Annotated in this window: 13 protein-coding genes; 7 read left to right on the forward strand and 6 right to left on the reverse strand. The window is 69.5% G+C overall.

Going from position 1 to position 12,752, the window contains the following annotated elements:
- Positions 1–28 precede the first annotated feature (28 nt).
- Both leuS and ABFJ78_RS02680 read left to right on the forward strand, forming a co-directional pair.
- Positions 29–2,869 (forward strand): leucine--tRNA ligase, encoded by a 2,841-nt coding sequence (gene leuS / locus ABFJ78_RS02675; RefSeq protein WP_436383971.1) that lies wholly within the window; start codon positions 29–31, stop codon positions 2,867–2,869.
- A 90-nt stretch (positions 2,870–2,959) separates the two neighbouring features.
- Positions 2,960–3,697, forward strand: coding sequence for an SDR family oxidoreductase (locus ABFJ78_RS02680; protein WP_436383973.1), 738 nt, complete (start codon positions 2,960–2,962; stop codon positions 3,695–3,697).
- On the opposite strand, the gene ABFJ78_RS02685 is transcribed toward ABFJ78_RS02680, so the two are convergent.
- The 6 genes from ABFJ78_RS02685 to ABFJ78_RS02710 form a co-directional block, all read right to left on the reverse strand.
- Complete coding sequence (locus ABFJ78_RS02685) at positions 3,694–4,431, reverse strand: TetR/AcrR family transcriptional regulator (RefSeq protein WP_436383974.1); 738 nt, start codon at positions 4,429–4,431, stop codon at positions 3,694–3,696. The two genes, ABFJ78_RS02680 and ABFJ78_RS02685, sit on opposite strands and share 4 nt — an antisense overlap.
- A 72-nt stretch (positions 4,432–4,503) precedes the next feature.
- Complete coding sequence (locus ABFJ78_RS02690; RefSeq protein ID WP_436383976.1) at positions 4,504–5,118, reverse strand: DUF3558 domain-containing protein; 615 nt, start codon at positions 5,116–5,118, stop codon at positions 4,504–4,506.
- A complete protein-coding gene (locus ABFJ78_RS02695; protein WP_436383977.1) occupies positions 5,115–5,513 on the reverse strand; it encodes a hypothetical protein in 399 nt (132 codons plus the stop codon). Before ABFJ78_RS02695 ends, ABFJ78_RS02690 begins: the two co-directional genes overlap by 4 nt.
- On the reverse strand, positions 5,510–6,253 hold the full coding sequence (locus ABFJ78_RS02700; RefSeq protein WP_436383979.1) for an ESX secretion-associated protein EspG: 744 nt from the start codon (positions 6,251–6,253) through the stop codon (positions 5,510–5,512). The genes ABFJ78_RS02695 and ABFJ78_RS02700 overlap by 4 nt, the downstream gene beginning before the upstream one ends.
- Positions 6,250–7,623, reverse strand: coding sequence for a hypothetical protein (locus ABFJ78_RS02705; protein WP_436383980.1), 1,374 nt, complete (start codon positions 7,621–7,623; stop codon positions 6,250–6,252). The genes ABFJ78_RS02700 and ABFJ78_RS02705 overlap by 4 nt, the downstream gene beginning before the upstream one ends.
- Before the next feature lie 60 nt (positions 7,624–7,683).
- Positions 7,684–8,064: a hypothetical protein gene (locus tag ABFJ78_RS02710; protein ID WP_436383981.1), complete on the reverse strand. Its 381-nt coding sequence runs from the start codon at positions 8,062–8,064 to the stop codon at positions 7,684–7,686.
- 149 nt (positions 8,065–8,213) lie between these two features.
- Between ABFJ78_RS02710 and ABFJ78_RS02715 the strand changes: the two genes are divergently transcribed.
- The 5 genes from ABFJ78_RS02715 (at position 8,214) to ABFJ78_RS02735 (ending at position 12,443) form a co-directional block, all read left to right on the forward strand.
- Positions 8,214–8,738: a YbaB/EbfC family nucleoid-associated protein gene (locus tag ABFJ78_RS02715; protein ID WP_436383983.1), complete on the forward strand. Its 525-nt coding sequence runs from the start codon at positions 8,214–8,216 to the stop codon at positions 8,736–8,738.
- A 23-nt stretch (positions 8,739–8,761) separates the two neighbouring features.
- The gene (locus tag ABFJ78_RS02720) at positions 8,762–9,076 is read left to right on the forward strand and encodes a hypothetical protein (protein ID WP_436383985.1); all 315 of its coding nucleotides are present in this window, start codon (positions 8,762–8,764) and stop codon (positions 9,074–9,076) included.
- A gap of 3 nt (positions 9,077–9,079) precedes the next feature.
- Positions 9,080–10,237, forward strand: a complete 1,158-nt coding sequence (locus tag ABFJ78_RS02725; RefSeq protein ID WP_436383986.1) for a WXG100 family type VII secretion target — start codon at positions 9,080–9,082, stop codon at positions 10,235–10,237.
- Complete coding sequence (locus ABFJ78_RS02730; protein ID WP_436383987.1) at positions 10,234–11,310, forward strand: hypothetical protein; 1,077 nt, start codon at positions 10,234–10,236, stop codon at positions 11,308–11,310. The genes ABFJ78_RS02725 and ABFJ78_RS02730 overlap by 4 nt, the downstream gene beginning before the upstream one ends.
- Positions 11,311–11,456: 146 nt before the next feature.
- Positions 11,457–12,443, forward strand: coding sequence for a DUF6346 domain-containing protein (locus tag ABFJ78_RS02735; protein WP_436385366.1), 987 nt, complete (start codon positions 11,457–11,459; stop codon positions 12,441–12,443).
- The last annotated feature ends 309 nt before the right edge of the window (positions 12,444–12,752 follow it).

Raw genomic sequence — 12,752 nt, forward strand, 5'->3', positions numbered from 1 at the left:
TTCTGGAGCTGCGACGAAGGATGACGTCATGACTGAGGCGACAGGGACCGACGTCCCGGCGCACCGCTACACGGCCGCGCTGGCGGGGCAGATCGAGCAGCGCTGGCAGGACCACTGGGCCGACCAGGGGACCTTCCACGCGCCGAACCCCGTCGGGCCGCTCGCCGTCGAGGGGCAGCCGGTGCCCAGCGACAAGCTGTTCGTCCAGGACATGTTCCCGTACCCGTCGGGCTCCGGCCTGCACGTCGGGCACCCGCTGGGCTTCATCAGCACCGACGTCTTCGCCCGGTACCACCGGATGATCGGGCGCAACGTGCTGCACACGATGGGCTTCGACGCGTTCGGCCTGCCGGCCGAGCAGTACGCGGTCCAGACCGGGCAGCACCCGCGCAAGACGACCGAGGAGAACATCCGGACCTACCTGCGCCAGATCCGGCGCCTGGGCCTGGGCCACGACGAACGCCGTCGCATCTCCACGATCGACCCGGAGTACTACCGCTGGACGCAGTGGATCTTCCTGCAGATCTTCAACAGCTGGTACGACAGCGAGGCGGGCAAGGCGCGCCCGATCGCCGAGCTGGAGGCCGCCTTCGCCGACGGCTCGCGTCCGACGCCGGACGGCCGTGACTGGGCGGCGCTGAGCGCGTCCGAGCGGAAGAAGGTGATCGACGACCACCGGCTGGTGTACATCTCCGAAGCGCCGGTCAACTGGTGCCCGGGCCTGGGCACCGTGCTGTCGAACGAAGAGGTCACCGCCGACGGCCGCAGCGAGCGCGGCAACTTCCCCGTCTTCCGCCGCAACCTGCGGCAGTGGATGATGCGGATCACCGCGTACGCCGACCGCCTGGTCGACGACCTGGACCTGCTGGACTGGCCGGAGAAGGTCAAGTCCATGCAGCGGAACTGGATCGGCCGCTCGCACGGCGCCCGCGTCACGTTCAAGACCGGCGAAGACGCGATCGAGGTCTTCACGACCCGCCCGGACACCCTGTTCGGCGCCACCTACATGGTGCTGGCGCCCGAACACCCGCTGGTCGACAAGCTGGTCACGTCGGCGTGGCCCGCGGAGGTCGACGAGCGCTGGACCGGTGGCGCCGCGACGCCCGCCGAGGCGATCAAGGAGTACCGCGTCGCCGCGTCGCGGAAGTCCGAGCTGGACCGGCAGGAGAACAAGGAGAAGACCGGCGTCTTCACCGGCGCGTACGCGACGAACCCGGTCAACGACAAGCAGATCCCGATCTTCGTCGCCGACTACGTGCTGATGGGCTACGGCACCGGCGCGATCATGGCCGTCCCCGGCCAGGACGTCCGCGACTGGGAGTTCGCCGAGAAGTTCGGGCTGGACATCATCCGGACCGTGCAGCCGTCGGAGGGCTTCGACGGCAAGGCGTTCACGGGTGACGGCCCCGCGATCAACTCCGGCTTCCTGGACGGCATGGACGTCGCCGAGGCCAAGAAGACGATCATCGACTGGCTGGCCGAGAAGGGCGCCGGCACCGGGACCGTCCAGTACAAGCTGCGCGACTGGCTGTTCTCGCGCCAGCGCTACTGGGGAGAGCCGTTCCCGGTGGTCTACGACGAGGCCGGCGAAGTCCACGCCGTCCCCGAGTCGATGCTGCCGATCGAGCTGCCCGAGGTCGCCGACTACTCGCCGGTGACGTTCGACCCGGAGGACCGCGACTCGATGCCGTCGTCGCCGCTGGCGCGCGCGACGGACTGGGTCGAGGTCGAGCTGGACCTGGGCGACGGCCCGAAGAAGTACCGCCGCGACATCAACACGATGCCGAACTGGGCGGGTTCCTGCTGGTACCAGCTGCGCTACCTGGACCCGACGAACGCCGAGACGTTCTGCGCGCCGGAAAACGAGCAGTACTGGATGGGCCCGCGCCCGGGCGAGTACGGCGCGGACGACACCGGCGGCGTCGACCTGTACGTCGGCGGCGTCGAGCACGCGGTGCTGCACCTGCTGTACTCGCGGTTCTGGCACAAGGTGCTGTTCGACCTGGGGCACGTGACGTCCAAGGAGCCGTACCGGAAGCTGTTCAACCAGGGCTACATCGAGGCGTACGCGTACACGGACGCGCGCGGCGTCTACGTCCCGGCCGAGCAGGTCGAGGAGCGCGACGGGAAGTACTTCTTCAACGGCGAAGAGGTCACCCAGGAGTACGGCAAGATGGGCAAGAGCCTGAAGAACGTCGTCACGCCGGACGAGATGGCCGAGAACTACGGCGCCGACACGTTCCGGTTCTACGAGATGGCGATGGGCCCGCTGGCCATGTCGCGCCCGTGGGCGACCAAGGACGTCGTCGGTGCGCACCGGTTCCTGCAGCGGCTGTGGCGCCTGGTCGTCGACGAGACGACCGGCGAGCTGCGAGTGTCCACTGAGGACGCTTCGGAGGCGGACCGCAAGGCACTGCACCGCACTATTGCCGGCGTCCGCGAGGACTACGCGGAGATGCGGTTCAACACGGCCGGCGCGAAGCTGATCGAGCTGAACAACCACGTCACCAAGGTGTACGGCGCGGCCGCGTCGACGCCGCGCGAGCTGGCCGAGCCGCTGGTGCTGATGCTGGCGCCGCTGGCCCCGCACATGGCCGAGGAGCTGTGGCACCGGCTGGGCCACGCGGACTCGCTGGTGCAGGGCCCGTTCCCGGTGGTGGACGAGAAGTACCTGGTCGAGGACTCGGTCGAGTACCCGATCCAGGTCAACGGCAAGGTCCGCTCCCGGGTGACGGTCGCGGCTTCCGCGTCGCAGGACGAGGTCCAGGCGGCGGCGCTGGCGGACGAGAAGGTCGCGGCGATGGTCGGCGGCGGCTCGCCCCGCAAGGTGATCGTGGTCCCGGGGCGGCTGGTCAACATCGTCCTGTAGCGCACTGTCGGAAAGCCGCCGGTGCTCGGCTCCGGTTCTCGATTTGATTGAACGGTCAAGGAAATCCGTTCGATCGAAGGAGAACCGGGGATGACGCTCGACGGCAAGGTGGCGCTGGTGACGGGCGGCAGCCGGGGCATCGGCGCGGCCACGGCACTGCGGCTCGCCGAGGACGGCGCGGACGTCGCGCTGACGTACCAGCACAACGCCGCGCGGGCGGCCGAGGTGGTCGAGCAGATCAAGAACCTCGGCCGTCGCGCGCTGGCGGTCCAGGCCGATTCGGCGGACGCCGCCGCGGTTTCGGCCGCCGTTTCGGCTGCGGTGGCCGAGTTCGGCCGGCTGGACGTGCTGGTGAACAACGCGGGCGTCGGCTTCGTGGGCGCGTTCGACGAAACTTCGCTGGAGGACGTCGACCGCGTGCTGGCGGTGAACGTCCGCGGCGTGTTCGCGGCGACTCAGGCCGCGGCCGGCGTCCTGGGCGACGGCGGCCGCGTGATCACGATCGGCAGCTGCGTCACGGACCGCGTGCCCGGCCCGGGCATGGCGCTGTACGCGACGAGCAAGGCGGCGATGGTGGGCTTGACCAAGGCGCTGGCGCGCGAGCTGGGGCCGCGCGGCATCACGGTCAACCTGGTCCACCCGGGCCCGACGGACACGGACATGAACCCGGCCGACGGCCCTTATGCGGCGGACCAGCGCGCGTTGACGGCGTTCGACCGCTACGGATCGCCGTCCGAGGTGGCGGCGGCGGTCGCGTACCTGGCCTCACCCGGCAGCGGATACGTGACGGCGGCGGTGCTGTCGGTGGACGGCGGCCACGCGGCCTAGCCGGAGTAGAGCCCGATCTCCCGGGCGAGGTCGATGAGCATCGCCTCGAACAGGACGTCCGGCTTGGACATCGGGATCGGGTAGTTGCCGAAGACCTCGAGCGTGACGTGCCCGTAGAGCCGGGCCCAGAACTGGATCATCAGGTACGTCACGCCGAGGTCGAGCTTCTCCACCGGAACGTCGTGGTCGGCCTCGGCGAGCACGGCGCTCAGCGACTCCTGGAAGGTCTGGAAGTCGTCCCGCAGCTCGTCGGGCACCCCACTGGCGGACGGCAGCACGATGTCGGTCCGCGCGAGCACCCGCCCGGCGGCGGCGAGGAAGATCCGCCCGAACGGCTCGTCGACCCGGCTCAGCGCGCTCCCGGCCGCCGAGCCCACACCCCCGGTCGGGGACGCGAAGACGAGCGTGAATTCCTTCGTGTGGGTGAGCGCCCACCGCCGGAAACCCTTGCAGATGGCGAACAGCTGCAGCATGCCGTCGTCGGGCAGCTCGGCGATCTCTTCGGCGAGCTCGTCAGCGAGGTCGGCGCAGACGTCCAGCCGCAGGTTCTCGACGAGGTCATCCCGCGACTCGTAGTACCGGTAGAGCGCGGGCGCGGTGATCCCCAGCTCCCGCGCGATGGCGCGCAGGGTGACCGCCTCCGGCCCCTGCTCGACGAGCAGCTTCCGGGCGGTCCGCCGGATGTCCTGTTCGGTAGCCGCACGCGCGCGACCCCTGCGGGTGGGGTGGCTCATCCGAACAGTCTAGGTGCTTACTACGACAAGTCTTGCATTAACGCGATCCCGGCCGTAACGAAAAGGTGCAGCTCAGGCGCGCGCCTTGAGGTTGGTCAGCACCGTGTCGGCCACCTGCGGCGCGATGTCGAACGAGTCCTTGCCTTCGCTCGCGGCTTTGTCACCCAGAGTCAGCCCGACCGAAAACGCGAGCGTGTCGCTCACACCCACTACGACGACGCAAGAGCGCTTGTCATCGAAGTTCGCGTAGGCGACCGCCGGAAAGCCTTGGATCGGGTCCAGCGGCTTCCAACGCGCGGCCTTGGGCTGGATGTTCTGATACGTCAGGCTGATGCCCTGGTCGGACTTGGTCTCGTAGCTGATCGCGAAGCCCGCTCCGCTCCCTGAATTGCTGCTCCAGTTACACAGCGGCCCGAGTGCGCTGTCACTCGGCTTGCCCGAGGTGGCGTCGCCGAGGAATGTGCTCACCTGGTCAGGGGTGAGCGCCGAGTCGCACGGATTGCCGGCAAGGGCCGTTGCCGGCAGGGGCGAGTCGACCTTCGGCGCCCCGTCGTGCGGAAGGGCCGAGGTCGAAGCCTCCGCGCTCGAGGGTGCCGGGCTGGCCGATCCCCGTTTCTCGGTGCAGCCCGTGAGCAGCAGCCCGCACGTGGCGATCGCCGCGATCGTGATGGTTGCTCGCCTGTTCATTCGGCAATCCCGCGTTTCTTCAGCGAATCGGCCGCCTGGTCGTCCGCAGCCTCGGTGATGCCGAGGGCTGCGCGTAGGCGATTGATCAACTCGGTGAGGTAGTTGTACTGGTATATCAGGTGGCCCAGGTAGTAGTTGCCCGCCTCATTGACGCCGTTCGGTCCTTTGACCGCAGCAGCGCTGACCGGTTCATCAGCCGGCGGAATGGCCTTCGAAAGGATTTCCGCGTTGTTGCGTTGCTGCTCGATCGTCTGCCGCTGGTCCTCGGCCTTCTTGAGCATCGCCCGCATCTCGTCGGAGCTCATCGCGAACCCCTGCCCACCGGCAGGCGGCGGCGCCGCGCCCGCCAGGTCCGTCGCCCAAAAGCCGATCCCGTTGAAGATGGAGCTGGTCATCGTCCTCCCCCTAACCCGTTCAGGGTCGCGTACAGCACCTCGGTCAGCGCACCCCGGGTCCCCGGCTGGAAGCTGACCATCCGCTCGCGCCCCGGATACACGTACGTCAGCACCCGCCCGGTCCCAGCCACGTCCACCGCCGTGATCGGCGCGCTGCGAGAACCCCGGTTGACGGCGTAGCACTGGTGCAACCCAGTCCGCCGCGCGGCCATCAGCCGACGCGCCCACGGCAGCGGGTCGCGGCCGCGATCAAGAGTCGGGTCGTCGAGGTCGTACGACTCCTCCACCGCGCGGCCCGTGAACCGCGCCTCCGGAATCGACACCGCCGAAATCCGCGCCGGCGGCACCGGCGGTAGCACGTCCACCAGCGACTCCGCCAGCCGCGACGGCTCCACGACGTCGATCCGGACCGTGTCGTCCTTCCGGATCAGCCGGAGCGCGTCGGGCCCGGAGGCGGACACGAGCACCGCGCCCGACTCGTCCGCTTCGATGTCGCCCAGCCACGCCGTGAACTGGTGGGCCCCCTTCGCCAGGACCCGCAAGACGTCGCGGAACTCCCGCGTCAACGTGCCGCCCGCCGCGAGCCGGAGCGATGCCAGGACGTCGAGGACCTGCTCCTCGAGCCGCTTGCGGGTCTCGTCACCGAGCCAGAGGTTGTCGGCGCCGAGGACCGCGGGCGGTGGGCCGTGGCGTTCCCACTCCCACGCGGTGAGCAGCGCGGCCTTGGGCAGGAAGATCACAGCCCGATCACCGGGGGCACTGTCCGCTCGTCGGAGCCGCCGAAGATGCTCTCCGGATCCGCCTCCACCAGGTACGACGCGCGCTGGTGCTCCGCGTCCTCCTCACCTTTGCCACCCTTGACTCCGTGGCCCATGCCGCCCATCCCCGGTGAGCCCGGCTTGCCCGACGCGCCGCCGCGGACCCCGCCGGCCGCGCCGGGACGTCCTTCGCCCGGGACGCCGGCTCCCGTCGCCGCGCCCGGACCGCGAGCGCCCGCGCCGGTGCCGCCGCTCGCACCGGACGACGAGCCCGGCCCGAAGCCGCCGCCGGGGCCGAAGCCGCCGCCTGGGCCGAAACCAGGCCCGAAGCCGGGACCGGACCCACCGCCGGGACCCGAGCCGGGGCCGAACCCTGTCCCCGGTGGCTGGTAGCCCGGCGGGTACTGCGTCGACGGCGGCACGTAACTCTGCGCGCGAACGCCGTCGTCCACGCCGGAGGTCGGCGGTGTGACCTGCCCCGGGGGCGCGACTTGACCTGGCGGCGGAGGCTGGACGACCGGTGGGTGGACCGCCGGCGGGGGTTGCACCTGGGCCCCGATCGACCGGTCGTCGTCGCCCCCGGTCGGCGTCCGCTTCCGAGGCGGCGGTTCGACGGGCTTCTTCGGGTCCTGCACCGTGAAGTCGCCGCCGGTGTACTCGCGGAGCTGGCCGTAGTCGATCGTCCGGGCCGCGGTGTTCGAGCTGGACTGCTGCGAGTACGCGTTGTACCGCTCGACGTTCTCCTGCGCCTTCTGGTTGTACTGGTTGATCTTGTCTTCGGTGTCGGTGTCCCACGGCGTCGCGACGTCCCAGGCGCTGCGCGTCGGCGGCTGGTCGGTGACGTCCGGGTGCAGCGAGTTCTTCATCTGGTGGAACTGGTCGATCTGCGTCTGGGCCAGCGTCGAGTTGCGGTCCAGCGTCGTGGACGCCGAGGTCGCCGACGCCGTCAACGGCTGGAGCCGCTCCCGGGCCGCGTCCGAAGCGCCGCCCGTCCACGCGGATTCGAGACCGGAAGTCAGCTCACGCGTGCCCTGCTCGAGCTGCCGCTGGTAAGCCGACTGGTCGACGCCCGCCTGGTGCACCTTCTGCAGCGACTCGGTGCCGGGGCCCGTCATCACGGCCTGGACCAGCTGGCCGGGTGACAGCCCGGAAGCCTGCGGGTTCGCCGCCCCGGTCCCGGTCTGCGAGCCGACGTAGGCCCCCGCGACCGCGCCGGGAATCCCGCCCGCGAGCAGGCCGACGCCCGCGCCGGTCAAGACGTTGCCCAGCCGCTCACCACCCGACTGGACGGCGTGCGCGATCTCCGACCCGACGTGCTTGGCAGCGTCGAGCATGTCGCCGAACAACCCCACCGAACCGCGCTCCCCTCGCGTTCGATCTCCCCTCTTGCGTCACGGACAATACCCCACCGGTTACCGGCTGTGCGAAGAATCGACCAGGTCAGGCGAGCACACCTGCCACCGCGTCAGCGGCCGCAGCACCCACATGCACACCACTGCCATGCCGAGCGCGGCGAAGAAGTGCACGACCCACGCCCCGGCCAGCGAGGGCCCGCCCCACGACCCGGCGGCCCCGGCCTCGGTCCAGAAGAACCCGAAGGTCCCGATCCGCCCGACGAGGTACCAGACCAGCAGGGCGACCGGAAAGGCCGCGACGGCGGCGCCGAAGCCACCCGGTTTCGGCTCGGCGCCGAGCCACCGCCGCGCGAGCCGCGTCCGCGCGTTCGGACCCGCCAGGTACGTGGGCAGGGCGAGGGCCGCGTAGATCGTCCGTTTCCAGTCGGAGATGTTCATGGAAAAGCACGCTACGAGCCGCTGACCAGCGTGAACACGGGGCTTACCGCACGGAAGGGTGGGGAAAACCGGAACTCCCCCGAAACTGTCGGGCCGGTGTGCCACACTCGGTCGCCGTACGGCTACTGACGTGAACAGGGGAGGTTCGCGTGACGAACCCTGAGCAGCTGATCGCGGACTTCGAAACCCGGATGGCGGAGTCCCAGCGGAAAGCTGATCGGATGGTCAGCGAGATCGAAGCGGTCTCGGTTTCCGAGCGCAGCAAGGACGGCCAGATCGGCGTCAAGGTCGATCACGCCGGCAACCTCGTCGGCCTGGAGATCGGCATGAGCGTGCGTGACAAGCCGGACCTCGCCGAGGAGATCCTCCGCACCGTCAAGTCCGCCCAGAGCAAGCTTGCCGGGGCGATGCAGGCGGGGGTCACCGATCCGGTCGGGCCCGAAGTGATGAACCAGCTGGTCAGCCGCCTCGAGCAGGCGTTCCCGGCACCCGAACCGGAGGGCTTCGCCCCGCCGCCGGGTGCGCCTCGCGACGAAGGCGACCGGTTCGTGCCGGAAGCGGAGCGGCAGCTGCCCACGGCGCCCAAACCGCCGGAGCCGCCGCGCGCGCCGCGCCCGTCGTCCGACGACGGCCACGACGACGACTACTTCAGCGACGGCGACTACCTGCGCTGAAGCGCGGGCGAGGGAGGGGAACCATGGCCGGACCAGGCGGCCCGGGCTTCGCGGTCGACCCGCTGGAGCTGCAGAAGCACCGCGAAAACATCGAAGCGATCACCGACCGGATCGACAAGTGCAAGGAAGCCGCCCGCGCGACCGAGCACCCCGAAGCGTTCGGCCTGCTCGGCATCCCGCTCGCGGCGATCTGCGCGATCGCTCAGCAGGTGGCGGAGATCGCGATCGAATCCGCGTCGACGTCGTCATACGACCATGCGACCCGCATCCAGCTCTGGCAGCAGATGAAGGAAGCCGACGAAGCGGAGTTCAAGGACCTGTTCAAGGTGGAGGACTGAGCCGTGGCCGACAACCCGTTGATCAAAACGGACGCCGCGGACGACCGCAGCGCGCTCGAAGGCGCCGGCCTCTTCCAGGACTTCTGGGACGCGGGCACCGCCGTCGCCGACGGCAACTGGACCGAGGGCCTCGTGAACGCCGCGTTCGGCGCCGGCGGCCTCGCGGAACTCGTCGCGGACCCGATCGGAACGCTCGCCTCGGCCGCCGTCGGCTGGGCGATGGAGTTCTTCCCGTGGCTGCGGGAACCGCTCGACTGGCTGACCGGTGACCAGGTCGCCCTGGAGAACATGGTGGGGACCTGGGAGAACGTCGGCAAGGAACTGGAGAAGATCAGCACCGATCTCCAGGACACCGTCAAGAAGGACAGCGCGGCTTGGGAAGGCGCTTCAGCGGATGCCTATCGCGCCTTCGCCGAAGACCGCGCGGCGACGTACGCGGGCGTCGCGACCGGGGCCAACGCAATTTCGAAACTGGTCGACATCTGCAAGACGATCTTGAGCGTCGTGCGCTCGATCGTGCGTGACCTGATCTCGGAATGCGTCGGCAAGCTGATCAGCATCGCTTGTCGCTACCCGGGTCCCGCCCTGCCGGCGGGCATGGCCACTGAAGGCACGGCGGAAGCCGTCAAGACCGGCAGCAAGTGCATGGAGTGGATCAAGAAGCTGCTGAAGGCCTTCAAGAAGGCGCAGGAGCTGTTCCACCGCATCAGCGACATCTTCCGGCGGGTCAAAGGCGTCCTGAAGCGCGGCGCGGAAAACCTGCCGGGTCCGCTGAAGAAGGTCGGCGGCCTGATCAAGAACGAACCGCGTGACACCCGGACGTTCCTGGACAAGGTTCGCGAGGAACGCCCTGATCGGAAGAAGTGGAAGGACATCGTCTCGTCGGACAAGTCGATCGGCGAGAACCTCAAGGACGTCGGGAAGGAGTTCGGGAACGACGCCCGGAAGGAGTTCGGCGAGAAGTTCGGGGAGAACTTCCGCAAGGACCTCTGGGACGACGCCAAGGAGGAGTGGGGCAAGGAGTCGCGGAAGAAGAAGGCCGAGGGGATCGACGACTGGAGGAGCGGCGAAGACGACGAGTCGACGGAAAAGCAGACGACCGCCCAGCCGCCGGTGTTCGAACAGCCTGGCTCTCAACGCATCTCCGGCTCGATCGAGTGACCGAGCCGGACAACGGCCGCGTCGTCGTCTCGCGGACTGAGGGCCGGTACTGGATCCTCGCGGCGGTACTGCTCCTCATCTCCGGCGGATTCGTCTGGATGGCGCTGGCTTCGACGCAGCGGGGCCCGGACGTCATGGGCTGGGTTTTCGGCGGCGCCTTCGGGCTGCTCGGGCTGAACCTGGTCCGGCGTTCGGTGCGCAAGCCGGTTCGGGATGAGCTGATCGTCGATGCGACCGGCGTTTCGCGGGTGATCGGCGGCGTCGTCTGGGCCCTGCGGTGGGACGAACTCGCCGCCGCGTCGGTCGTCGAGAGCGGGCAGAAGCACGAGCGTTTTCAGGTCGTGCTCAGCCCGGCTCGGGCCGATTTCGAGAGTCACCACCGGGGCTTGGTCCGCATCGGCGGCGGTGACTTCCTGGTGGCCGGGATCGGGCTGTACGAGCGAGAAGTTCCGCGAGTGCGCGAGGCGCTGGCGAAGCACGTCGGCGTCCGGGTAGAACGGGTCGCTCCGGTCCTCGCGCCACCACCGGTCGCGGCCGCGGTGCCCGAGTGGATGCCGCCGCCGGTGCGGCCGTCCCAGGCGGTGGTCGAGATCCACGTGAACGGCTGGGATCGGGCAGCGCAGTGGTGGCTCCGGTTCTTCGTCCTCGCGATCGAACTGGGACTCGGTGCCGTGATCGAGTTCGGGCCACACAACGGGTTCCGCACCGCCTGCAAGGTGGTGTTCGCCGCGATCTTGGTCGGCGTGTCCTGGCGGGAAATCGCTTGGCAGCAGAACCGTTCGCGGAAGGTCCGGATCACATTGGAGCTGTCGGCCGCCGGCCTCCGCTGGAAGTCCTACTACCGGCAGATTGTGGTTTCCTGGCCGGAAATCGCCGAGCTGCGGACGCCGATGCGGCTCCTCGAGTTCCGCCCGGCGAGCGACGACTTCCCGCTCCGCCGCCCCGAGCTGGACGAACTCCGGCAGACCGACGGCTGGTACCGGCTGCCCACCGCGCTGAGCGCGACTGCGATGAAGGAGTTCGAAGCGCACATCCGCGAGGTGCTCCCTGGCGGCGTCGCTTGGGTGAGTTGAGTCGATCAAGATGACCGGCTTCGAATCGGTTCCCAGCGCTCGTCGGCCGGGGTGGGGAAAGTTCGTCCTCCAGGCGCTGGTCGTCCTCGTCGTGGTCCTCACGCTGTGGACCATCACGGCCCGCGGCATGGTCCAGTACGGACCGGATCGGCGACGCGGATGGGTTCGCCCGGGTGACGTCCTGCGAACGCGTCGGCCCGATCAGCCGGGGCGGCGTTGGCTTCTACTGGTTCTGCACCGCCGATGTCACTACCGAAGACGGCGACACCCGATCGGCGCGGTTCCAGCTGAACGAGCTCACGCCGGCGGACATCGGCAAGCCGGTGCCGGTCGAAGGCTCGCGGACGTTCCGGCGCGCCGCCGAAAAACCAGTCGTGTGGTGGTCCGTCGCGCCGGGGATCGCCTTCTTTCTCGGGCTCGGCGCCTGGGCCGAACTGCACCGGCGGAAGCGGCTGCGGCATCGCACCGAGCCGTGGCAGGCGACCGTTCGGCTCACGGCGGCGACTTGCGTGCTCGCCGCCGGCGCCGGGCCGGGTGGCGGGCGGGGAAGCCGGAAGATAGCGCCCACCGAGTGGTCGGGGCCGAAGTACTGGCGGCTCGCCGGTTCGCTCATGGTTCCCGGTGCGGTTTTCGCCATCGTCGGAGCGCTGGCCGAATCCGCTGACGCGCGGGAAATCCTGACCACCCTTGGACTGATGTGCCTCGCGGCTCCGATCTGGCTGGTGGCCTTCACCCCGCGGTGGTACCGCACGAGTGACTACGCGACGGCGGTGACGATCTCGGCCGACGGATTCGGCTGGTACCGCCGCGGCCAGACCACGTTCATGCTCGACTGGACCGAGATCGCGGAGATCAGGCTGACCACGATCGACCACGACGGCCTCGTGCTCCGCGTGATCGACCTGTTTCTCACGGACGCGGCTCCTGGACGGCGCGGTGAACTGCGCGGCCTCTGGCAGCTCGGGGCCGAGCTGGGAACGCATCGGCTGCCCGGCGAGAAGGGCGCGTACCGGTTGCCGGAGGCGTTCAGCGATGCCGCTGCCCGTCAGGTGCGAGAAGCGATGGCGGTCCACCAGCCGAACCGGTTCCGCGTGTTCACCGCCGAACTGGACGAGGCGACGGTGACCGCATGACCGACCGTCCGCGCGTTTCACCGGCGGCTGTACGTCGCTCTCCACGTCATTTCGCCGGATGGCGAGGAACGGACGGTGGTTCCGAAGCTGTCGCCGGGCGCCGCCGCGGCCCTCGTTCGCGAGGTGGGGGCGCCGCCGACGCCGATCACTCGGGGGGCTACGTGATCGGCGCCGGCGACCTGATGCCCTCTCCGGCTCTCGCCGGCTGGGGCACCGTCACCACGTCTCGCGTGATGACGCACCTGGAGAGCGGGACCGGTCCGGGAAGTGACGGCCGGGGGACGGACATCCCCCGATCGAGTGACGGGT

It is taken from the genome of Amycolatopsis sp. MEPSY49 (assembly GCF_051337345.1).
Taxonomy (GTDB): Bacteria; Actinomycetota; Actinomycetes; order Mycobacteriales; family Pseudonocardiaceae; genus Amycolatopsis.